The 22,489-nt window shown below is 50.3% G+C and carries 18 protein-coding genes; 12 read left to right on the top strand and 6 right to left on the bottom strand.

Features of this window, described 5'->3' with window-relative positions; translation table 11 throughout:
• Positions 1-12: 12 nt before the first annotated feature.
• Positions 13-1,902 (bottom strand): DNA topoisomerase 3, encoded by a 1,890-nt coding sequence (locus T495_RS0110190; RefSeq protein ID WP_051651990.1) that lies wholly within the window; start codon positions 1,900-1,902, stop codon positions 13-15.
• A 109-nt stretch (positions 1,903-2,011) separates the two neighbouring features.
• Between T495_RS0110190 and T495_RS0110185 the strand changes: the two genes are divergently transcribed.
• The 7 genes from T495_RS0110185 to T495_RS0110155 all read left to right on the top strand — a co-directional run bounded on the left by T495_RS0110185 (position 2,012) and on the right by T495_RS0110155 (position 10,815).
• The gene (locus tag T495_RS0110185; RefSeq protein ID WP_033148579.1) at positions 2,012-3,328 is read left to right on the top strand and encodes a glycosyl hydrolase family 8; all 1,317 of its coding nucleotides are present in this window, start codon (positions 2,012-2,014) and stop codon (positions 3,326-3,328) included.
• Between the two features lie 14 nt (positions 3,329-3,342).
• Positions 3,343-3,927, top strand: coding sequence for an HD domain-containing protein (locus T495_RS0110180; RefSeq protein WP_197020384.1), 585 nt, complete (start codon positions 3,343-3,345; stop codon positions 3,925-3,927).
• A gap of 213 nt (positions 3,928-4,140) precedes the next feature.
• On the top strand, positions 4,141-6,258 hold the full coding sequence (locus T495_RS0110175; protein ID WP_231495092.1) for a TonB-dependent receptor: 2,118 nt from the start codon (positions 4,141-4,143) through the stop codon (positions 6,256-6,258).
• A 12-nt stretch (positions 6,259-6,270) separates the two neighbouring features.
• Complete coding sequence (locus T495_RS0110170; RefSeq protein WP_369793252.1) at positions 6,271-7,500, top strand: DUF4374 domain-containing protein; 1,230 nt, start codon at positions 6,271-6,273, stop codon at positions 7,498-7,500.
• Between the two features lie 112 nt (positions 7,501-7,612).
• Positions 7,613-8,701, top strand: a complete 1,089-nt coding sequence (locus T495_RS0110165) for a hypothetical protein (protein WP_028903286.1) — start codon at positions 7,613-7,615, stop codon at positions 8,699-8,701.
• A 2-nt stretch (positions 8,702-8,703) separates the two neighbouring features.
• Positions 8,704-10,227, top strand: coding sequence for a sodium:solute symporter (locus T495_RS0110160; RefSeq protein ID WP_028903285.1), 1,524 nt, complete (start codon positions 8,704-8,706; stop codon positions 10,225-10,227).
• Positions 10,228-10,260: 33 nt separating this feature from the next.
• Positions 10,261-10,815, top strand: a complete 555-nt coding sequence (locus T495_RS0110155) for a peroxiredoxin family protein (RefSeq protein WP_369793248.1) — start codon at positions 10,261-10,263, stop codon at positions 10,813-10,815.
• 34 nt (positions 10,816-10,849) lie between these two features.
• Here the strand turns inward: T495_RS0110155 and T495_RS0110150 are convergent, their stop codons facing one another.
• The 3 genes from T495_RS0110150 to T495_RS0110140 are packed head-to-tail and all read right to left on the bottom strand — an operon-like array spanning position 10,850 to position 13,735.
• Positions 10,850-11,998 (bottom strand): cytochrome d ubiquinol oxidase subunit II, encoded by a 1,149-nt coding sequence (locus T495_RS0110150; protein WP_033148575.1) that lies wholly within the window; start codon positions 11,996-11,998, stop codon positions 10,850-10,852.
• Entirely contained in the window at positions 11,995-13,518 is a 1,524-nt protein-coding gene (locus tag T495_RS0110145) for a cytochrome ubiquinol oxidase subunit I (RefSeq protein ID WP_033148574.1), read from the bottom strand. The genes T495_RS0110150 and T495_RS0110145 overlap by 4 nt, the downstream gene beginning before the upstream one ends.
• A 4-nt stretch (positions 13,519-13,522) precedes the next feature.
• Positions 13,523-13,735, bottom strand: coding sequence for a DUF4492 domain-containing protein (locus T495_RS0110140; protein WP_028903281.1), 213 nt, complete (start codon positions 13,733-13,735; stop codon positions 13,523-13,525).
• A 200-nt stretch (positions 13,736-13,935) separates the two neighbouring features.
• Between T495_RS0110140 and T495_RS0110135 the strand changes: the two genes are divergently transcribed.
• Genes T495_RS0110135 through T495_RS0110115 form a run of 5 tightly spaced genes read left to right on the top strand, consistent with a single transcriptional unit; the run spans position 13,936 to position 19,684 of the window.
• Positions 13,936-14,808 (top strand): hypothetical protein, encoded by an 873-nt coding sequence (locus T495_RS0110135; protein ID WP_028903280.1) that lies wholly within the window; start codon positions 13,936-13,938, stop codon positions 14,806-14,808.
• Between the two features lie 6 nt (positions 14,809-14,814).
• The gene (locus T495_RS0110130; RefSeq protein ID WP_081832098.1) at positions 14,815-16,272 is read left to right on the top strand and encodes a TolC family protein; all 1,458 of its coding nucleotides are present in this window, start codon (positions 14,815-14,817) and stop codon (positions 16,270-16,272) included.
• A 46-nt stretch (positions 16,273-16,318) separates the two neighbouring features.
• Positions 16,319-17,311, top strand: coding sequence for an HlyD family secretion protein (locus tag T495_RS0110125; RefSeq protein ID WP_028903278.1), 993 nt, complete (start codon positions 16,319-16,321; stop codon positions 17,309-17,311).
• Between the two features lie 20 nt (positions 17,312-17,331).
• The gene (locus tag T495_RS0110120; protein ID WP_028903277.1) at positions 17,332-18,501 is read left to right on the top strand and encodes an ABC transporter permease; all 1,170 of its coding nucleotides are present in this window, start codon (positions 17,332-17,334) and stop codon (positions 18,499-18,501) included.
• Positions 18,485-19,684 carry an ABC transporter permease gene (locus tag T495_RS0110115; protein WP_033148572.1) on the top strand — a complete coding sequence of 400 codons (1,200 nt, stop codon included), beginning with the start codon at positions 18,485-18,487 and terminating at the stop codon, positions 19,682-19,684. The genes T495_RS0110120 and T495_RS0110115 overlap by 17 nt, the downstream gene beginning before the upstream one ends.
• Here T495_RS0110115 and T495_RS0110110 read toward each other — a convergent pair.
• Both T495_RS0110110 and T495_RS0110105 read right to left on the bottom strand, forming a co-directional pair.
• The gene (locus T495_RS0110110; protein WP_033148571.1) at positions 19,679-21,727 is read right to left on the bottom strand and encodes a HAMP domain-containing sensor histidine kinase; all 2,049 of its coding nucleotides are present in this window, start codon (positions 21,725-21,727) and stop codon (positions 19,679-19,681) included. The two genes, T495_RS0110115 and T495_RS0110110, sit on opposite strands and share 6 nt — an antisense overlap.
• A 180-nt stretch (positions 21,728-21,907) precedes the next feature.
• Positions 21,908-22,300: a hypothetical protein gene (locus T495_RS0110105; protein ID WP_155993578.1), complete on the bottom strand. Its 393-nt coding sequence runs from the start codon at positions 22,298-22,300 to the stop codon at positions 21,908-21,910.
• Between the last annotated feature and the right edge of the window lie 189 nt (positions 22,301-22,489).

Below are 22,489 nucleotides of genomic sequence, written 5' to 3'. Positions count from 1 at the left end.
CGAAAAAGCAGGCTATTTATTGCCTGCTTTCTTTTTCTTCTTCAAGTCTTCGTCGGTGGTGACGGTGACTCGGCGGTTCGACGGGTCGCGCATCACCTCGTTGACAATCTCGCTGACCTGCTGTTTCAGTTCCTCGATAAACTGTCCGGCATCGTATTTCTGATGCTCTATGTCGCGTAGTTTCTTCTCCCAGATACCCGTCAGCTCACAGCTCTTCAGCAGCTCCTCACGAATCAGGTCGATGAGCTCGATGCCGGTTGGAGTGGCTATCAGGCGCTTGCGTTCGCGCTTGATGTAGTGGCGCTTGAAGAGGGTCTCGATGATACCCGCACGACTTGACGGGCGACCGATGCCGTTCTCCTTCATGGCGGCGCGCAGGGTCTCGTCCTCCACAAACTTACCCGCGGTCTCCATGGCACGCAACAGCGATGCCTCGTTGTAGAAGGCGGGTGGGGTGGTCCACTTCTCGGTGAGGGTGGGCTTGTGGTCGCCGCTCTCGCCTTTGACGAAGGTGGGCAGCGTGCGCTCTTCCTCTTCCTGCTGTTTGCTGGTCTCGCCCTCAGCCGGCTCTTCCTCCTTCTGGAGCTTGCCCTGTACCACACGCCAGCCCGGATCCAGTATCTCCTTACCGGTAACTTTGAACTCAACGGTCTCCTCGCCCTTCACCTCGCCTAATACCGTGGTGGTAGAGAACTTACAGTCGGGCAGGAACACGGCGATGAAACGTCGGGCCACCAGGTCGAACACCTTTTTCTCAAGGTCGCTCAGGTTCTGGGGAATCACGCCGGTGGGGATGATGGCATGGTGGTCGGTAACCTTCGAGGTGTCGAACACACGTTTGCTCTTCTTCAGGGCCTTGCCGCCAATGGGTTTGATAAACTCGGCATAGACGGCCATGCCATCAAACTTGGTCTGGTACAGGCCGTTGAGGGTCTGTGGACACTTGGGGTAGATGTCATCCGAGAGATACTGGGTATCCACACGGGGATAGGTGGTGTATTTCTTCTCGTAGAGCGCCTGAATCAGGTTCAGCGTCATCTCGGCAGAGAAACCGAACTTACGGTTACAGTCGACCTGTAGCGAGGTGAGGTCGTAGAGTTGAGGTGGCTGTTCCTTGCCCTCCTTCTTCTCCACCTTGGTGACCGTAAAGGGCTTGCCCTCGATGGTGGCAAAGGCTTTCTCGCCCTCTTCCTTCGAGGTGAATTTGCCTTTGGTAGCCGTAAAAGTGGTGTTGCGATACACGGTGGCCAGTACCCAATAGGGTTCGGGCTTGAAGTTCTCAATCTCTTTCTGGCGGTTCACGATGAGCGCCAGGGTAGGGGTCTGCACGCGACCGATGGACAGCACCTGACGGTTCTGACCGTATTTGAGGGTGTAGAGACGGGTGGCGTTCATGCCCAGCAGCCAGTCGCCGATGGCACGGCTCAGACCAGCCAGATACAACGGCTGGTAGTCGCCCTGGTCCTTCAGCTGGGCAAAGCCCTCGCGGATGGCCTCGTCGGTCATCGAGGATATCCAGAGGCGCTTGACCGGGCATTTGGCCTGTGCCTTCTGCATCACCCAGCGCTGGATGAGCTCTCCCTCCTGTCCGGCGTCGCCGCAGTTCACAATACTGTCGGCTTTCTGCATCAGGCCCTCAATGATCTTGAACTGCTTCTCGATACCTTTATCATTGATGAGCTTAATGCCGAATCGCTGTGGAATCATGGGCAACTGGGTGAGCGCCCAGGGTTTCCAGGCCTGTGTATAGTCGCCTGGCTCCTTCAGCGTGCACAGGTGGCCGAAGGTCCACGTCACTTGGTAGCCGTTGCCCTCCATGTAGCCGTCGCGCGAGCTGTTGGCGCCTAATATTCTTGCTATATCCCGAGCTACACTCGGTTTCTCTGCTATACAGACTATCATGCTTATTTTTGATTTTTTTCCGTGCAAAGGTACAAAAATATGTGTGATTATTAAACTTTTTGCGCGTTTTTTCGTCAAATATGACAGAATTAGTCACTTTTAATGAAGTATGAAGAAACTGTTTATTATTACTATTCTGATGGCAATCACAACGGCTGTACATGCCGAATACCGTAATGTTTTTGTAGAGTTAGGGTATCAGCCTGCTCAGGTTGATGCCAAGGTTAAGGAGGTTTTCAACGATGTGTTCCGTGGACCGAACAAGGTCTATTTCGAGGTGGGCGATAGCCTGGGCTACATCAGCGATATCAAGAACCACGACGCCCGTACCGAGGGTATGTCGTACGGTATGATGATTGCCGTACAGTTCGGCGAGAAGGATATCTTCGACCGTCTGTGGCGATGGAGCAAGAAGTACATGCAGCATCAGGATGGTAATCGCAAGGGGTATTTTGCCTGGAGCTGCAAGACCGATGGTACCCATAATGCCGAAGGTGCTGCCAGCGATGGCGAACTCTATTTCATCACTGCCCTGATCTTTGCATCCAACCGTTGGGGCAACGATACCGGCATCAACTACAAGGCCGAGGCCCAGCATATCCTGAACAGCATCCAGCCCAAGGAATATACCCCGGAGCCAAGTCCTGCGGGATTCCCAGGTTTCGGGCCTCAGCAAACCGGACCTCAGAAGATGTATCTCATCGACCCTGAGACCAATCTGATTACCTTTACCCCCGATGGCTTTGGCAATCGTTTTACCGACCCTTCCTATCACATCCCTGCCTTCTTTGAGGTGTGGGCACGTTGGGCCGGCGATGGTCGTGCCGAGCTCTGGAAAGCCTGCGCCAAGGCCAGTCGTGAATATCTTCACAAGGCCACGCATCCCGTTACAGGTCTTAATGGCGATATGAGTCAGTTTGATGGCAGCGAGATGCAGATGCCCCGTTGGCCAGGCATGCCACAGCCTAAACCCGGCGAGAAGCCTCGTCGCAACGGCAGTAACAATTTCCGTTATGATTCTTGGCGCGTTCCTATGAATATCACGCTCGACTACGAGTGGAGTGGGGCCGATGCCGAGTGGCAGCGTGGATATGGTGAGCGTATCCAGAACTTCTTCTACGCCCAGGGTGTCGATACCTTTATGGATCAGTATCGTACGGATGGCTCGCTGCCCGAGGAGGATGAGATTCTGCCTGCTGGCGGTTTCCGCAAATTGCGTCATAGCATCGGACTGGTCAGTACCGTTGCCGCCGCTTCTATCCTGACCAAGCATGCTAAGCGCAAGGAGTTTGTCGATGCGCTATGGCGAGCCAAGCACGAGCCTTTCGAGGACGGCTATTTCGATGCTTACTACGACGGCTTGCTGCGCCTGTTCGCCTTTATGCATCTTTCTGGTCAGTATCGGGTGATTGAGCCTGCAAAGTAATAATATCTTGCCATATGGGAAAAATACATGATATCATTGATACGCAGCTCGTAGATCGCGCCATCGTTTATGCTACCAAGGCGCACGAGGGAAGTGTGCGTAAGGGCACTAAGCTGCCATTTATCGTTCATCCGTTGGAGGCCATGGCCATTGTGGCTACCATCACCAGCGATCAGGAACTGATGGCGGCTGCTGTGCTTCACGATGTGTTGGAGGACACCGATGTATCGGTCGATGAAATACGTGAGCTCTTTGGCCAGCGTGTGGCCACCTTGGTGGATGCCGAGACCAGCCGCGACGTAGAAGGATTGAGTCATGTGGACAGTTGGCAGATCCGGAAGCAGTTTGCCATCGACCGGTTGGCTTCGGCCAGTCGCGATGCGCAGATTGTAGCCATCGGCGACAAACTCTCCAATATGCGTGGCATGGTCATCGAACACCGCCGGCTGGGTGAGCGTTTGTGGGAGCGTTTCAATGTGAAAGATCCTGCCCTCCATGCTTGGTACTATCGCGGACTGGTCAAGAGTCTCTCGCCGCTGAGCGATACCGATGCCTATCGTGAGTTTGTAGGTCTCGTGGTTCAAATATTTGGCGATTAGCTGTTTACGCAGTATTCCATATCATTAGAATAGATGAATGATGGGTGTTCGTTTCTCAATTGCTGGGAAACGAATACTCATTTTTAGGTATTGTGTAGTCAGCGGAATCGCAGTACCTTTGCACCCGGAAAAATTACAGGGTAAAAAGATTAAAAAAGAAAATATAGAATGCTTAAAATCAACACAACAAAAATGCTGTGCTTGGTGGGCTGTATGACCGTTAGTTACGGGGCTCAAGCACAGAACGATTTACACGATTCGATTAGTCTGCACGAGGTGCGTATTGTAGGTAAGACCAAGGCGCGTAAGATGCATGAGCAGGCTTACGCTATCTCAGTGGTTGACCTTGCTACGAAATACCAGACGGCTACTCCACTGAATAAGGTGCTGAACACCGTGACTTCGGTGAAGATCAGGGAGGAAGGCGGACTGGGTTCGAACTATAGTCTGTCTATGAACGGTTTCACTGGCAATCAGGTGAAGTTCTTCATGGACGGTATTCCCATGGATAATTTTGGCTCGTCGTTCAGTCTGGCAAATATATCAGCTAACATGGCCGACAGAATAGAGGTGTATAAAGGAGTGCTGCCCGTTTATCTGGGTAGCGATGCCTTGGGCGGTGCCGTGAATATCGTGTCGCGCCGAAACGCCAACTATCTCGATGCTACTTACTCCGTAGGTTCGTATAACACCCACCGTGCGGCTGTGAATGGTGCCTATACGGCTCAGAGCGGCTTCACCCTGCGTGTGAACGCTTTTGCTAATTATTCTGACAATGACTATCAGGTGCTGGCGCCCATCGTGAATCTGACTACCAACCAGCAGGAGGGCGAAGCCTGGGTGAAACGCTTTAACGACGGCTACCGCTCGGCTGGTCTGAAGATGGAGACGGGTGTGGTTGGCCGCTCATGGGCTGATTATCTGTTGGTGGGCGTGATTGCCTCGGCTGATAAGCGTAACGTACAGACGGGTGCCACCATGGATGCCGTGTATGGCGGGGTGAAGAACAACAACTGGAGCTTGATTCCTACCGTGCGCTACAAGAAGAACGACTTGCTGGTGCCAGGACTCTCGTTGGCGTTCTATGGCACCTATCAGATGGTGAACACCCACAACGTGGACACGCTGGCGCGCCGTTACAACTGGCTGGGACAGTATGTTGCCAGTACCAAGGCTGGAGAGGCTTATCTGACGGATGCTACCATCCGCGAGCGTCAGTGGCAGGCTCATGTCAATGTGGATTACGTGATCAACGAGCATCACTCGCTGACACTGAACAACGTGCTCTCGGCCACACGTCGCAAGAGCAACGATACGATGTATCCCGATGATGAGATGAACAATGTGCCCCAGCAGCTGACCAAGAACATCACCGGACTGGGCTACCAGATTCGCTATGCCCGTTGGAATGCCAACGTGTTTGGCAAGATGTACCGTCTGTATAGCTCTACCTACAAGCTGATGGACCAGTTTACGGCCGACCAGCGTTGGGAGCAGCTGAGCAGCCGCAAACAGCGTTATGGCTATGGTGCTGCGGCTACCTATTATATATTACCCTCACTGCAGGCCAAGGTCAGCTTTGAGCGTGCCTACCGTATGCCCGAGGCTGTCGAGATGTTTGGCGATGGATTGGTACAGAAGGCTAATCCCGACCTGAAGCCGGAGAGCAGTAACAACCTGAATGCCGGACTGCTGTACGACCAGACTTTTGGCAATCACCGCATTCAGGCCGAGGTGAACTATATTCACCGCGATACCAAGGACTTTATCCTGAAGGGCGTAAGTCTTACCAGCAATCCTACTACCAGCTACGACAATATCGGCAAGGTACACACCCGTGGTATCGAGGCCTCGCTGGGCTATAGTTATAAGCAGAACCTGCATATCAATGGTAATATGACCTACCAGAGCATCAAGGACAAGATGAAGTACGAGGTGAGTCAGAATACCTATGTGGGCGATGGCATCAGCGAGAATATCACCTATGGACAGCGACTGCCCAATATCCCTTATCTGTTCATGAACGGTCATGCCGACTATCAGTTCTTCAAGGTGGGTGGACAGGACAACGTGCTCTCGCTGAACTACGATCTGCAGTATGTACACGACTACTATCTCTCGTTTACAGGACTGGGTGCCAAAGCTACCAAGAAGGTCATTCCCGAGCAGTTGAGCCACAATGTGTCAGTAGGCTACAGTCTGAACGGCGGACGCTACAGCATCGTGGCTGAGTGTACTAATCTGACCGATGCGAAATTGTACGACAACTATCGTCTGCAGAAGCCCGGATGCTCGTTTAATCTCAAATTCAGATATTTTATCAGTAAGTAACTATTTTGCAACATCAAAGACATGAAAAAGATATATAACAACGCCCTGCTGCTGGCGCTGATGGCAGCCATCACACTGACCTCGTGCGAAGACGATCTGACTGCCGAGCAGGAGACGCCTAACGCTCCCTATGTGCTGAGCTTAGGTGTGACTTCGAGTGGTAACACCACCTATTATGTGGTATCGACCGACAATCTGATGGAAGGAACCATCAACGCTGTGGGTAAGGGTATCGAGCAGAATGGCTATCATGATTATGAGAAAGGTGGTAATAGCTTGTTCTGTATCGGTGGACTGGGGCTGACCAGCGCTACTAATGTGGTGCGTGGTGCCGACGGACTGCTGAAGGAGCAGGGGGAGTTTGTGTTTGACAACTCGCTGAATGGCTTCTGTCAGGTGGACGGCCACACCATGGTGGGACTGGAGCTGCCTGCATCGAAGGAGAGTGGTAACCGCATGACCTTCTATACGGTGGATGCCCAGACTGCCGCTATCACATCAAAAACAACTGATACAACCGTGGATTCCATCAGCACGCTCGACTGGCCCAGCATTACCGGGATGCTCTATAGTGGTGGAAACCTGTACGTGACCTACACACCGATGAATAGCATGACCTTCGAGACGGCCTATACCGACACCTGCTACGTGGCTGTGTACAGCTATCCCGACATGCAGTTCCAGACACTGATGAAAGATACCCGTATGGGCCCTGGTGGTTCTTGGGGTGCTTACAATGGGTTGATGAAGGATGAGCAGGGCAACCTGTACGTCATGTCGAATTCTGCCATCGCCAATGGCTATTCGCAGAGTACCAAGCACGCTGGCTTCCTGCGCATCAACAAGGGTGAGACAAGCTTCGATGCTGACTATTTCTTTGATTTTGAGGCACTGACAGGTGGTTTGAAACCTGCCCATGTAACCTATGTGGGCAATGGTTTGGTGTTTGCTGAGGTGAGCACACTGAACCCTCAGACCGCTGATAACCGCTGGGGCGATAAGAGTCTGAAGTGCTGCATCATCGACCTGATAAACCAGACTGTGAAGGACGTGGAGGAAATCCCTGTTCACAATGGTAACGGCGGGCGCCGTTTTGCTACCCTGTGCGAGGATGGCTATGTGTATCTGCCAGTGGCGACCAGCGAGGGCGTGTATATCTATCGTACCCATGTGGCTACAGCTCGAGCAGAGCGTGGCGCACGTGTCTCGGCTACATTTGTGGGTGGCTTTTGCCGTCTGTAACCATAGAATTAATTATTTATAGTAAGATTTTTGCGTAAAATTTTGTCTGTTTGAAAGATTTGTAGTATTTTTGCTGCCGCAAGGAACTAAATTATCGTAAAGAGATGACAAAATGAAACGTAAAACTTGCAAATTGAGACTGCTGACCGTGATGGTGACTTTGGGATTGAGCCAAGTGGTTGCCGCACAACAGAAGAGCAGTGAGATCGACTGGACTAAGGATTTTACCAGTCGTATTACTCTGAACGGTTATGCTCAGGGCGGTTGGAGCTATCAGGATCAGAATGGCCTGAAGACCAACGCCTACAACCTGAAACGCACCCTGCTGTGGGGAAAGGCGAGAATCACCGACAGATGGTCGTTTATGTTTATGCACGACTTCTCGAGTGTGGTTCAGGAGTTCTACACAGACTATCGTGTGTCGAAGGGTAACGAGCTGACTGTGCGTTTAGGACAGTTCAAGCACGCGTACACCATGGAGAACCCGATGAGTCCTACTCAGCTGGAGCTGGTTGACGTGTACTCGCAAGCCGTGCTCTATCTGGCGGGTGAAGGACCTGACCCCCTGAATGGTGTGAACTATGGTCGTGATATGGGTCTGCAGGTCTTTGGTGACTTGGCTAAAGGTGTGTTGCATTATGAACTGGCGCTGATGAGTGGTCAGGGTATCAACACGAAAGATCGCAATAACCAAAAAGACTTTATTGCTAAGCTGGAATTACGTCCTGTACAGGGATTCCGTGTGGTTGCCTCTGGCTATTTAGGCACAGGTAATGCTGTTGGTACAGCTAAATGGAATCCCGATATCCAGGTGGGTGATAACTATAAGCGCAACCGCTATAGTGTGGGTGCTGAGTATAAAACTCAGGCCTATGCTGGCAGTCAGTATAAAGAGGCACGTCCTGCTTCTATCCGTGCCGAATGGTTGGGTGGACAGGACGGCAAGGTGGGGAGCCGAGGTGGTTACGTGACAACTTGTATTCCCGTAGTGGATGCTCTCGATATCGTTGCCAGCGGTGAGACTTTCAATCGCAATACCAAGGTTGATGGCTGGGATCAGACCAACCTGACCGTTGGGTTGCAGTACTGGTTTTATAAGAAATGTCGCATGCAACTGCAGTACACACGTTGCATGTGTGGCGAGAATATCAGTAATAAGGATTATAATTGGCTTCAGGCCCAAGTTCAAGTAGCATTTTAATTATGGTTATCAAGATAGCATTTACAATCATATTTCTGGCTGTGATGATCGGGGTGGGACTCTATACCCGTAAGCAGGCCAGCAGTGTTGAAGGTTTCGTGTTAGGTGGTCGTGCCGTGGGTCCTTGGCTCACAGCCTTTGCCTTCGGAACAAGTTATTTCTCGGCCGTTGTGTTCGTTGGCTACGCTGGTCAGTTCGGATGGAAATACGGTCTGTCAAGTACTTGGATTGGTGTTGGTAACGCCGTCATCGGCTCGTTGCTGGCATGGTTGCTGTTAGGGCGTCGAACCAAACTGATGACGCAGCATATAGAGAGTCGTACGATGCCCGATTTCTTCGGAACCCGCTTTGGCGATCAGGGTCTGCGTGTGGCAGCGTCAATCATTGCCTTTGTATTCTTGATTCCTTATACAGCTGGTGTATATAAAGGTATATCAACGCTGTTTGAGATGGGATTCGGGATTCCTTATGAGTATTGTGTTGTGGTGATGGCTATCCTGACTGCTGTCTATGTGATATTGGGCGGTTATAAGGCTACGGCCATGAACGACTTTATTCAGGGTATCATTATGCTGTTTGGTATTGTGGCAGTAATCATTGCTGTGCTGAATGTGCAGGGAGGACTGGCTGCTGCGGTAGAGAAACTGGCAGATATGCCTGCCGACAATGATCCTACAATGAATGGAGGCTTTGCTTCATGGTTCGGTCCCGATCCTTGGGGATTGCTGGGCGTAGTTGTCCTGACCTCATTGGGTACTATGGGGTTGCCACAGATGGTAGGTAAATTCTATTCGATCACTGACGAGAGCGCTATCAAGCGTGGTACAGTCATCTCCACTGTCTTTGCCTTTATTGTAGCTGGTGGATGTTACTTCCTGGGAGGTTTCGGACGTCTGTTTGGCATGCCGCCCGTGTTGCCTAACGGCAAATTGGCATTCGACTCCATTGTGCCCTCTATGCTCGTAACACTACCCGATGTGCTCATCGCTCTCGTAGTGCTGTTGGTGCTGAGTGCTTCGATGTCAACACTGGCTTCACTGGTGCTTACTTCTTCGAGCACCATGACTCTCGACTTGATTTACCGCGACAAGAAATCGTTGCCAGGAGAGGTTGAAGAGGGCGAGATCAATGATATCGTTTCCGAGAAGGTAGAGCGTCGTAAGGTGGTAGTGATGCGCGTGCTCATCATGTTCTTTATCGCCATCTCCTTGCTGATCGCTCTTAATCCGCCAACGTTTATTGCCCAGCTGATGGGTATCTCTTGGGGGGCTTTGGCAGGTGCGTTCCTGGCACCGTTTATGTTGGGCCTCTATTCGCGTCGTATCACCCGCATTTCCGTATGGGCCTGCTTCGTGTGGGGAGTTGGCTTGACGTTGGTCAACATGCTGGTGGGTAATCCTATTAATCCTATTAACTGTGGCGCCATTGCTATGGTCGGCGGATTCCCTGTGGTATGGCTGGTGAGCCTGTTTACCAAGCAGTTACCCAAGCAGAAGGTGGACTACATCTTTGAGTGCTACAAGTAAGCAAATCGTAAGTTAAACAATAAAATTATTAAGATGATGAGAAAATCAGTTTTAACCGTATCATTACTGGTGGTGGCCATCTCATTGATGGCTGCATCGTGTGGCAACAAAACCAAGGTTGCTGAAAATGCTGCTCCTGCTGAGACTGTTGAAGCTCAGGTAGATGAGGCACAGGCTGAGGGATTGGCGCCTGATTTCGAATTGCCTAACCTGCAGGGCTCGACGACTAAGCTGTCAAGTCTGCGTGGTAAGTATGTTGTTCTCGATTTCTGGGGGTCATGGTGTATCTGGTGTATCCGTGGTATTCCTAATATGAAGACATACTATGCCAAGTATAAAGATAAGATGGAAATTCTCGGTGTGGACTGCCGTGATACAGAAGAGAAGTGGAAGGCTGCCGTAGCTGAGCATAACCTGCCTTGGTTGCAGGTTCGTTGCCCGGACGATAAGTTGCAGGCCATCGCTGCTCTGTATGGTATCGAAGGATTCCCCACCAAGGTTGTCATCGATCCAAAGGGAAAGTTAGTCAAGACCGTTGTAGGCGAAGATCCTGAGTTCTACACCTTCCTCGACGAACTCTTCAAATAAACAGTTATCCCCGCCAATCGGCGGGGATAATTATTTAGTATGCGTGATCATCGGATTTCAGTTCGTCTTTAGTGATTTTCTCCTTGTCAATGGCGCGCCAGGCATAGATGATGTAGGCCAGTACAAACGGTACTAAGAGCGATACATAGAACATGGTACGCAGGGTGAACTCACTCGAGCACGAGTTGGCCAGTGTGAGCGATGATTGCAGATCGGCAGTAGAAGGGTAGTAGGCTGTGTGGTTCCAAGCGCAGCAGAGCAGGAGTGCTAACACGGTGAGCACGGTGCCAATACCAGCAGGCCATATACCGCCATTGTAACCCTTGGAGAAAATGGTCTTGCCTATGCCGAAGAGCACTAGTATCACGCCAATAAGCAGCATGACAAGCAGATACCACATCTGAATCAGGTTGTTGAGGTATTTGTATGGCTCCATAAAGATGATACCCTCGTCGTTATAAGCGTAACCATCCTTTAACAACACGTGAACCAGATAAGCTACGAACAGCACGAGGAAAGGCACGGCGGCACCAATCAGTCGCACACTGCCACGCGAGCGGATATCCTCGTCAGCAACATTGTTCATCACGTAGAGTATGCCTAATACGCGTGCTAAGAACACCACTGCGAACCCCAGTACCAGTACCCAAGGGTTGAGCAGGGCATCGAGACCATGAGAGGCATTGGCCCAGGATGAGATAACGGGTGTGATTGCACCGCTATCCACCAGATTATCCTTAGCTACGATGAAGTTGGAACCCTCGAAGAAGGTGGCCACTGCGCCCCCTAAAAGCAGTGGACCTACGATGCCATTCAGTGTAAGGAAAAATTGGAACGTCTTGGACCCCAAGAAATTACCTATCTTATTTTGGAATTCGTAGCTCACGGCCTGCAGCACAAACGTGAAGAGGATAATCATCCACAGCCAGTAAGCACCACCGAAGCTGGTAGAATAGAATAAAGGGAACGAGGCGAAAAATGCACCACCGAAGGTGACCAATGTGGTGAAAGTGAACTCCCACTTACGGCCTGTGGAGTTGTAAACCAGCCGTCGCCCCTCTTCCGTGTAGCCTAACGAATAGGCTACGGAATTGGCGCCCTGCACAAACAATAGGAATACCAACAGTGCTCCTAACAGCGATACCACGAAGCACCAATAATGCTGTAAAAAGTCGTATGTCATAATTCTGGTCCTTTCTTAATTTGTTTGAGCAAGATGTTTATTTCAACCGCCAGCATGGTGGTGAAGAGAATGAGGAAGAGGCAGAAGGTGATGGCCACATTCGATGCCTGCAGATCGCTGACAGAAGCCCACGTGGGCAACATGTCCTGGATGGTCCACGGTTGACGTCCGAACTCGGCTACCAGCCAACCGCATTCTGAACCGATATAGGCTAAGGGGATGAGTGCAATAGCCACCCAATAGTGCCAGGCGGGTAGGGTGGTGATATCGCGCTTTTCGAACAGGCGTTTGGGGAACTTGTACGTGACCGCTAAGATAACTGCGAAGAACAGGATGAACAGACACCCCACACCTACCATGATGCGGAACGACCAGAAGTTGATCCATACTGGTGGCACCACATCGTTCTTGTCTTTGATGTAACCATAGCCGAAATATTTCATGTTCTCATTGAGTTCCGCCAGATAGATGCTGGCATCCTCACCTTCGGCTTTGGCCTTACGGTAGGCAGCAAGAGCCTCAATGGCTTTCTTGCCCCGCTCAATCTTCTCATCGACAGAGGGCTCTACACGGCCATCGGGCGTGGTATAGCCATTCAGAATATCGTTGATGCCAGGTACGAATCCTTGTGGATCGTTGGTGGCCATGATACTCAGACCATAAGGCACCTCGATACCCTCGACGAGCTTCAGACCTTGCGCTGTACCGCCATCGTAGAGTGCCTCCATGGCGGCAAGTTTCATAGGCTGTACGTTGGCTACGTCCATACCCGACTTGTGGCCTGTGGCTCCCGCCAGCAGAGCTGCTACTAAACCTACGCCAGCGCCTATTTTCATGCTTTCGATGGCCAGCTTGGTGTGTCGTTTCTTCAGCAGATACCAACAACAAACGCCTACACAGAAAATGGCGCCGATGATCCACGACGATGTGACGGTATGGCAGAACTTGGAGATGGCGAAGGGCGATAGGGCAACCTCGGCAAAGGATACCATCTCGTTGCGCATGGTGTCAGGATTGAATGCGCAGCCTACAGGGTACTGCATCCAGGCATTAGCTACCAGAATCCACCAGGCAGAAATGGTGGCACCAAGACCTGTAAGCCAGGTTGAAGCTAAGTGGAAGCCTGGCGATACCTTCTTCCAACCGAAATACATCACTGCCACGAAGGTGCTCTCCATAAAGAAGGCCACGATACCCTCGACAGCCAGTGGCGCGCCAAAGATGTCGCCTACAAACCATGAGTAATTGCTCCAGTTGGTACCAAACTCAAATTCGAGGATGATACCTGTGGCTACACCCATGGCGAAGTTGATACCGAACAGCTTCTGCCAGAATTTGGCAGCCTCTTTCCAGAAGTCGTCCTTCGTCTGGTAATACTTAGTCTCGACGATGCCCATGATGACCGCCAAACCCAGCGTCAGCGGCACGAATAGCCAGTGATAGATGGCTGTCAAGGCGAATTGTGCTCTTGACCAGTCAATCGTGCCGGCATCGATGTTTAAAAAAAGGTTTTGTAGCATAATATTAAGGATTTAATAACTTTGTTGCAACATACTCAGCCTCGTGCCCATCGGCATGCTGTTTCAGAAAATCGGGGAAGAAGAACAGTTTCAGGACAACGAAGATAATGAATAGTTTAATAAGGATGATGGCCCAGAGCGTCTTGCCAAGCGTCATCGAACGAAACCCATCGTAATACAAATGGAACACCTTGTTGAAAAAGTTGTTCTTACTCATACAAATTGTTCTATAATGATGTGGCAAATATACATTTTTTATCCTTATCTTCCAAATAATAAAGGTACAAACTACAAAAATTGTTCGAAAACACGCTATTTTTCTATTTTTTAATGTTGCTTAAATGTTTGAAACACAATTTTTTTTGTTATTTCAGCCAAAAATTCTAATTTTGCACCCGATAATAAATAAAGAAAGTTATGAATAAGAAAGTATTGATCCCCCTTGTTATTGTTATTCTGGCTCTGGTTGGAGCTGCAGCATGGTTGTTTTTGAATCTTCAGGAGCAGAAACAGGTGGTGCAGGATATGCAAGAGCTGGCAGAACTCGACAAGCAGGAGATGGAGAACGAATATGAGCGTTTCACTATGCAATATAGTGAAATGAAAACACAGATTAACAATGATTCTATTATTGCCCAGCTTACCCAGGAGCAGATGCGTACGCAGCAGTTGTTAGAGGAGTTGAAGCAGGTGAAGGCATCGGATGCACGCGAGATTGCCCGCCTGAAGAAAGAACTGGCTACTGTACGTGCCGTGTTGCGCGACTACGTGATGCAGATTGATTCATTGAACCGTTTGAACGAGAGTCTGAAGGCTGAGAACAGTCGTGTAAATGCCGAGTTGAATGAGCGTAACGCTCAGGTAGCAGGCTTGAATAGTGAAAAGGCTTCGCTTTCAGAGAAGGTAGCTATTGCTGCCCAGCTCGATGCTACCAATATTCAGATGCAGCTGCTCGATAAGCGTGGCAAGGTTGCTAAGAAACTGAAGGACTGCAAGCAGATGCGTGTCAGCTTCAGTATTACCAAGAACGTGACTGCATCAAATGGCAATCGTACTGTATATGTGCGTATTCAGAATCCTGGTGGTAACACCCTGAGTGGCGGTGGCAACTTTACCTACGAGAACCGCAGTTTGGAGTGCTCGGCTAAGAAAGTTATCGAGTACACCGGTGAGGAAACCCCAGTAACCGTATTCTGGAACACTACCCAGATGCTCGAAGCTGGCGACTATCGTGTAAGCATCTTCGTAGATGGAAATATGATTGGAACGAAAACATTCAGCTTTAAATAATTGGACATGAAAAAAACGATTGGAATCTTGCTGCTTTGTGCAGCCATCATGCCTGCTGAGGCTCAGCGCATCCTGAGCCTTGACAGTTGCCGGCAGATGGCTTTGCGCAATAATAAGCAGTTGGGTATTTCCAAACTGAAACAGGATGTAGCTGAGAATATCCGTAAGTCGGCCCGTACCAAGTACCTGCCTCATGTGAGTGCTATTGGTATGTACGAGTATACCAGTAAGGAGTTCTCGCTTCTGAGCGATGATCACAAAGCTGCTCTGGGAGGTTTGGGGACTACCGCTGTAGGTATGTTACAAACCACGTTAAGTCCGTTGGTAGGCTCGCTGCCCGCTGCAGCCCAACAGAAGATGGCACAGGAACTGGCACAGGTGGCTAATGGCTTGAACCAGAAAGGACAGAGCGTTGCCGATGCCTTCCGTACCGATACCCGTAACGTCTTTGCAGGTACGGTCCTGGTTACCCAGCCGATCTTCATGGGTGGTGCTATCGTGGCTATGAATAAGATGGCCGACATAGGCACCGAGATGGCCCGTAATTCGATGGATGCTCGCCGTCAGGCTACGCTTTACCAGATTGACCAGGCATATTGGCAGGTGGTATCGCTCCATCACAAGAAGCAGTTGGCTGAGAGCTATCTGGAGTTGGTGAAGAAGTTTGATAGCGATGTTCATAAGATGATCGACGAGGGTGTGGCTACGCGTAGCGATGGTCTGAGCGTTGATGTGAAGGTGAACGAGGCTGAGATGACCCTGACAAAGGTGGATGATGGTCTGGTGCTCTCTCGCATGCTGCTCAACCAGTTGTGTGGTCTGCCGTTGAACGAACCTGTCATCCTGCAGGATGAGCAGTCGGAGAATATCGCCGTGGTAGAGCTCACACCACAACTCGATGTGGAGCGTGCGGTGACTTATCGTCCTGAGCTCAAGTTGTTGCGGAATACGGTCGACCTGAGCAAGCAGACCACTAATGTGCTGAAGGCAGGCAATCTGCCTCAAGTTGCGTTGATGGGTGGTTATGCTATCAGCAATCCTAATGTGCTTAATAGTTTCGAAAAGAAGTTCGCCGGTTTCTGGCATGTGGGTGTTGTTATCCGTGTGCCTGTTTGGAACTGGGGCGACGTGATGTATAAGGTACGTGCCTCTAAGGGTGCTACCGCCATTGCCAACCTCGAGCTCGATGAGGCGCGCGAGAAGATTGAACTGCAGGTGAATCAGATTACCTTCAAGGTTGATGAGGCTAACAAGAAACTCACCATGGCCTTGAAGAATATCCAGCGTGCCGATGAGAATCTACGTACAGCCAACTTGGGATTTCAGGAGGGTGTCATCTCGCCTACAGTGGTGATGGAGGCACAGACCGCATGGATGCAGGCTCAGTCGCAGAAAATCGATGCCGAGATAGAAGTGAAACTCTCGCAGGTTGATCTGCAGAAAGCTCTTGGAACGTTGGAATAGTGAAAAATGAAAGAGTGAATAGTGAATAAAAAAGAAATAAGATAATATGTCAAACGAACAAGCTAAACGCCAGCATAACAACATCCTGCTCGCCATCGCCGGTTTTGCAGCAGTGGTGATTATCGTGGCATTGATTGGATTCTTTGCTTTGGGTCGCGATCCAGAGTTAATCCAGGGACAGGTTGAAGTGACAGAGTATCGTGTATCGAGTAAGGTGCCTGGACGTATTCTGGAACTCCGTGTAAAAGAGGGTGACTATGTGAAGGTGGGCGATACACTCGCTATTCTCGATGCGCCTGAGGTGCGCGCCAAGATGGAGCAGGCACAGAGTGCCGAGAGTGCAGCTGCCGCCTTGGAGTTGAAGGCACAGAATGGTGCTCGCAAGGAGCAGATTCAGGGTGCTTTCTCTGTACTCCAACAGGCGAAGGCTGGTCTTGAGATTGCTGAGAAATCGTACAACCGTGTGCAGCGTTTGTTCGACGAGGGCGTGATGAGTGCCCAGAAGCGCGATGAGGCCTTTGCCAACTATAAGGCGATGGAGGCACAGGTGAAAGCTGCTCAGAGTCAGTACGATATGGCTGTGAATGGTGCTCGTCGCGAGGACAAAATGGCTGCTGCCGCTCAGGTGGGCCGTGCCCGTGGTGCTGTGCAGGAGGTTAGTTCGTATATCAACGAGACGGTACAGATAGCTCAGGTAGAGGGTGAGGTCAGTGATGTCTATCCTAAGGTAGGCGAGTTGGTTGGCACTGGTTCGCCCATCATGTCGATTGCAGTGATGCAGGACATGTGGGGTACCTTCAACGTGCGCGAGGACCAGCTGAACGGCATGCAGGTTGGCTCCGAGCTTGATGCTTTTGTACCTGCCTTCGACAAGACTATCAAGATGAAAGTCTACTACCTGAAGGATCAGGGCTCGTATGCTGTCTGGAAGGCTACTAAGGCCAATGGTCAGTTCGACCTGAAGACCTTTGAGGTGAAGGCCCGTCCTGTTGAGAAAATGGAGGGTCTGCGTCCAGGCATGAGCCTGATTGTTAAGTAATAAAGCTATAAGCATTAAGCGTGAGATACTTAGTTCAAATCTGGCAGATCGCACAGCGCGAGATGAAGATTCTGGTCAAGAATCCCATCTATGGCTTCTGTATGCTGGTGTTCCCGTTGCTGGCGTTGTTCTTCTTTACATCGCTGCTCGACGAGGGATTGCCTCAGGACCTGCCTGTGGGTGTGGTTGATCTTGATAACACATCGACTACCCGTGCGTTGACCCGTAAACTCGATGGTTTCCAGAACTCACGCGTGGTAGCTCATTACCCATCGGTAGCAGAGGCCCGCCATGCCATGCAGGAGAATGAAATCTACGGTTTCCTGTATTTTCCCAAGGGTACTACCAGCAATCTGATGTCGGCCCGTCGCCCCAAGGTGTCATTCTATTATAGTAATGTGTCGCTCTCCGGCGGCTCGATGGTGATGAAGGATATGAAGACAGTTACCACACTTGGCTCGGCAGCTGTGGGTATGGCAACGCTGCGTGCCAAAGGTGCTACCGACAGGCAGATTCAAGCTTTCTTACAACCCATCCGTATCGATCTGCATCAGGTAGCCAATCCCTGGAGCAATTATAATATGTATCTATCTACGGTGTTTGTGCCGGGTGTGATGATGCTCTTTATGTTCCTGATATCAGCCTATTCACTGGGTATGGAACTCAAGTTTAATCGTGGTAAGGAGTGGATTGAGAAGGCCGATGGTCATATCGTGGTAGCCATCCTGGGCAAGTATTTGCCACATGTGGTGGTATTCCTGCTGCTGATATTGTTCTATCAGTTCTACATCTATCATGTGCTCCACTTCCCACATCTGGGAAGTTGGCTGATGATTATCCTGCTGTCGGTGCTCAGCGTGTTCGGCTCTATCGGTTTTGGCATCTTTGCCTTTGGCCTGATGCCTTCGTTGCGTATGTCTATGAGTATCTGTTCGTTGTGGGGCGTGCTCAGTTTCTCGCTGGCTGGCTCTGCTTTCCCAGCTATGGGTATGGATGCTCCGCTACAGGCGCTCACGTGGCTTTTCCCATTGCGTCATTACTACATGCTGTTTCAGATTACGGTGTTCAACGGCTATCCTATTATCGATGCCTGGTTCCATCTGGTGGCGCTAATAGGCTTTACGCTGATGCCTTGGTTTGTTATCAGTAAGGTTAAAAATGCTATGCTTACATATGTCTATATTCCATAGAATCATACAGGCTATTAATGATGCCGCCTTTATCTGGCGACAGGAACTCAAGCAGGTGCTCCGCGATGAGGGCGTGCTGATGTTCTGTATCATTGTGCCGCTGGTTTATCCGCTGCTTTACTCGTGGGTGTATAATAACGAGACTGTGCATGATGTTCCGGTTGTGGTGGTTGATTTGTCGCATACACATCAGTCGCGCCAGTTCATCCGTATGTGCGATGCCTCGCCCGATGTGCATATCGTCAGCTATGCTGTTGACATGGATGAGGCTAAGAGTCTGGTGAGTCGACAGGTGGCAAAGGGTATCTACTATATTCCTGAGGATTTTGCGACGAAGCTGAATCGCATGGAACAGGCAACCATCAGCGTGTATTGCGATATGGCGCTGATGCTGACCTATAAGGCTGTCTACCAGACGGCGATGGCTGTGAGTACAAAGATGGGGGCAATGATGCAGGTGGCTTTGGCGGGCAACTATACCACTCGTGAAGATGTGATAACGGTGAGTCCGCTCGAAGTGGAGGAGGTGGCCGTTTTCAATCCGCAGGGTGGCTACGGTACCTCTGTGCTGCCGGCTGTGCTGATGCTGATTATCCAGCAGACGCTGGCGCTTGGTATCGGTTTGGCCGCAGGTACGGCCCGTGATACCAATCCTTATGGCGATCTGGTGCCTGCGCATCCCGCTTATTCGGGCATCTACCGTATTGTGGGCGGTAAGGCTCTGTGCTATCTGATGGTTTATGCTGTGATGGGTGCTTATCTCGTAACAGTGGTACCTCGGATGTTTCATTTCATACAGTTGGCGCCTTGGCAGCATCTGCTGGCGCTGATGATGCCTTACCTGTTGGCCTGCATATTTTTCGGGATGACTGTTTCGTGCTTAGTGCGCTATCGTGAGAATGTGATTTTGCTGATGGTATTTATCTCGCTGCCTCTGCTGTTTATGACGGGTGTGTCGTGGCCCCAGAGCAATATCCCAGGTGTGTGGCAGGGCGTGTCGTGGTTATTCCCCAGCACCTTTGGCGTCAGGGCTTATCTGCGACTGAACACCATGGGTGCCAGTGTAGGCGATGTGGCTACAGAATTGAGATGCTTGTGGATTCAGAGTGCAGCCTATTTCGGTACTGCTTGTCTGGTGTATGGGCACCAGCTACGCGAGTCGCGTCGTCATGCTGCTTTATAGTGGCAGTTTCATGACGAAGCGTGCACCGCTGCTGTAGTTGGTGTCGAGTACGATATCGCCGTCCATGTGTCGCGCTAACGTGCGAGCTATCGATAGTCCGATACCAGTACCATCAGTATATTCATCCAACTGTACAAACTCCGTAAAGATGTTTTCTGCCTGCTCGACAGGTACACCGATACCGTTGTCTTCCACTGCGAAGATGGCGTAGCCTCGTTCGGTATCTACGTTCACGCTGAGCAGTACGTTTGCCTTACTCTTAGGTTTGTTACCATTCTTATAAGCCAAAGGGTGAGTAAACTTCTGTGCGTTGTCGAGCAGCAGCGCCAGCGCCTTTGTAGCCGACTTGAGGTGGGTGGTGATATTGATATTCTCAGTACGAGCGCCTAACTGCAGGTTGAAGTCCAAATGGCTGGCGTTCTTGATACCCGATTGCTGTACGGCCTGATAAGCCACATCGGCAGGGCTTACCATGTCGTTACATTCATCGCAGGCTCGGGCATTCACCAGACTCAGATCCAGCATTTTATCTACCAGTCGGGTAATGCGTTCACTGTTCTCTACAATTTTCCGGCTGATGGATTGCAATTCTTCTGAGCTGATTTCAATATCGGGTGCTGCCAGTACCTGTGAGAAGCCTGACAACACGTTGAGTGGTGTGCGCACCTCGTGCGATATCTGGTGGATAAACTTGGTCTTCATGCGCTCCGATTCCTCGGCACGTTCGTTGGCCAGCATCAGTTTCCGATTGGTTTCATTCAATTCGTTGAAAGCCTTGCGACGCTGCATCAGGAACAGGTGCAGCATGATGATGAGTACCAGACTGACGCCTATCACCCACAGCATCTGCTGGTGGGTCAGCTTGGCTCGTTGCTCGGCTATCTGGCGCTCTTTTCCCTCCGTGTCGTAGACTGTCGACAGCAGATCGGCATCGATGATTTTCTGTCTGATCAGGGCTGAGTCGTAGGCTTCGGCTATCTGGGTGGCTACGCGCAATGCAGAGTCGCGATGACCTGCCAACAGGTTCACATGGAATTTAGGCAACATAAATCTGCCGATATTCTCCAGGTCGGGCTCGTAGCCGCTTTCGATCATAAATTGGTCCAGCTGTGTCATGTTGCGCGCAGCCTCCTCATAGCGATGAGTTGCCATCAGGTAGCGGGTGCTGTTGATGATGTTTGTGGGCAACTGGGCAGCCTTGGTAGACTGATACACGTCGAAGTACTTTTCTGCCTCGTCGTATCGTCCTTGGGCGTGCGCCAGCATGGCTTTGCAGTAGCTTATTTCCATCTTCATCTCATCGATGTACACGGAGTCGGGTTGGGGTAGGGCGAGCGCTCTCGCGTAGAGCGTATCTTCTCTAAGTAGCCAAGCGTTCACCTCATCAAACAGATTGCGGCGCATATACACAGTAGCGATGGCGTTCATGGTCTTCTGGCATTCACGAAGATCCAGCGCGCCGTGATTTGTTTCCAGACGTTTGTACATACCCTGTAGCGACTTCTGGAAATTCTTAGCAGCTTCTACGTTCTGCCCTAAGCACAACTGGCATTCGCCAATCATCTGGGCTATGTCGTGGTGGTCGGCAAACGAGGGGTGACCTGCTGCGCGTAGTTTCTGGTCGGCTATGTGTGCCTGGCGCAATGCACGGTCGTAGCGGCGCATGTCGCATAGCAGTCTCACATAGTCTTTATAGGAATACATATATGATTCTAAATCTGCCTGAGTGCGCAACTCCTTTACGTTGATATTGGCTAACTGGTAGTACAGGTTGAGCGATTTACGGTATTGTCCCATCAGGTTGTAGGCGATGGTTTTGTAGAATATGCACCTTACCTTCGGTAGGTCGCCGCTCTGTTCAAAGCTATCGCATAGTGCCAGCAATCGTAGCCACTGACGTGCGTCTCCCACGTCCGAAACAATCGAGTCGGCAGTGTTATAGCCATCGGCATCAGCATAATTGGTATATTTATGCTTCGAACAACCTGTTATTGCTATCAGAATCAATCCGATGATTATCAGTGATTTATACGCTTTTGTCATTATAAGTTCTTCTATTTGTCTGCAAAATTAATCAAAAATACCGAATTATATAGTATTTTTATCGATTTTTTTTGTTGCAGATACATGAGGTGTAATCATTGTCATCAAATCCCCCAAATAAACGAAGTCCCGACCTGCATTGCAAGCCGGGGCTTCTTTGGGAATTATTTAGAATGGCTCTTAAGCCACGAAGTGCTTGATGTTGCGAGCTGAAGTCTTATTGGCGTCGTAGCAGACTGTCAACATCCGAGTGCGCGGATTCCAGCTGGTTCCCATCACCCCCTTCATGTTCTCGACCTTGGCTGCAAGCTTCTTATGAGAGTTGTGATGACTTACCTTAAAGGTGCAGGTCTTCACTTTGGGACGATAGGCGTGGCTCTTCGGGATATTGAAGTGGGTAGTCTTTTTATCAACCTTGTCGAAGTGCGAACTCTTCTTATCGTTGTTCACTATCACAACAACTTTGTCGTTCTTACCGTGGTTGTTGTTCTTCTTATAATGACCGGCCATTGCTGGCATTGCAAATGTAATGCTCATCATCATGATTGCGATTACCTTATTCATCTTCTTCATAATCTTCAATTTTAAATTGTTCAACTTTCGTTCTGTGTTCAGACTCTTATGTTCTGGATCACGGTGCAAAGTTATGGCTATTCTTTGGAATTTGAAAATGAAAAGTCCTATTCTGCGATTCCAGAATCCCTAAACCTTTGTGGGGATTTCCCTTGACAAGTCATAAAAACGTAGTTAAAATGAGTCTGT

The organism is Prevotella sp. P6B1 (assembly GCF_000702825.1).
GTDB lineage: Bacteria > Bacteroidota > Bacteroidia > Bacteroidales > Bacteroidaceae > Prevotella.
Note: the sequence above shows the minus strand (reverse complement) of the source record. Positions and strands in the feature narration are given on the sequence as shown.

Excerpts from the sequence above, each read along its gene's own strand:
- T495_RS0110145 (WP_033148574.1), bottom strand. The coding sequence starts at position 13,518 with ATGCTACAAAACCTTTTTTTAAACATCGATGCCGGCACGATTGACTGG.
- T495_RS0110105 (WP_155993578.1), bottom strand. The coding sequence starts at position 22,300 with ATGAAGAAGATGAATAAGGTAATCGCAATCATGATGATGAGCATTACA.
- T495_RS0110180 (WP_197020384.1), top strand. The coding sequence starts at position 3,343 with ATGGGAAAAATACATGATATCATTGATACGCAGCTCGTAGATCGCGCC.
- T495_RS0110165 (WP_028903286.1), top strand. The coding sequence starts at position 7,613 with ATGAAACGTAAAACTTGCAAATTGAGACTGCTGACCGTGATGGTGACT.
- T495_RS0110175 (WP_231495092.1), top strand. The coding sequence starts at position 4,141 with ATGACCGTTAGTTACGGGGCTCAAGCACAGAACGATTTACACGATTCG.
- T495_RS0110125 (WP_028903278.1), top strand. The coding sequence starts at position 16,319 with ATGTCAAACGAACAAGCTAAACGCCAGCATAACAACATCCTGCTCGCC.
- T495_RS0110130 (WP_081832098.1), top strand. The coding sequence starts at position 14,815 with ATGAAAAAAACGATTGGAATCTTGCTGCTTTGTGCAGCCATCATGCCT.
- T495_RS0110160 (WP_028903285.1), top strand. The coding sequence starts at position 8,704 with ATGGTTATCAAGATAGCATTTACAATCATATTTCTGGCTGTGATGATC.
- T495_RS0110190 (WP_051651990.1), bottom strand. The coding sequence starts at position 1,902 with ATGATAGTCTGTATAGCAGAGAAACCGAGTGTAGCTCGGGATATAGCA.
- T495_RS0110185 (WP_033148579.1), top strand. The coding sequence starts at position 2,012 with ATGAAGAAACTGTTTATTATTACTATTCTGATGGCAATCACAACGGCT.
- T495_RS0110115 (WP_033148572.1), top strand. The coding sequence starts at position 18,485 with ATGTCTATATTCCATAGAATCATACAGGCTATTAATGATGCCGCCTTT.
- T495_RS0110150 (WP_033148575.1), bottom strand. The coding sequence starts at position 11,998 with ATGACATACGACTTTTTACAGCATTATTGGTGCTTCGTGGTATCGCTG.
- T495_RS0110155 (WP_369793248.1), top strand. The coding sequence starts at position 10,261 with ATGATGAGAAAATCAGTTTTAACCGTATCATTACTGGTGGTGGCCATC.
- T495_RS0110140 (WP_028903281.1), bottom strand. The coding sequence starts at position 13,735 with ATGAGTAAGAACAACTTTTTCAACAAGGTGTTCCATTTGTATTACGAT.
- T495_RS0110110 (WP_033148571.1), bottom strand. The coding sequence starts at position 21,727 with ATGACAAAAGCGTATAAATCACTGATAATCATCGGATTGATTCTGATA.
- T495_RS0110135 (WP_028903280.1), top strand. The coding sequence starts at position 13,936 with ATGAATAAGAAAGTATTGATCCCCCTTGTTATTGTTATTCTGGCTCTG.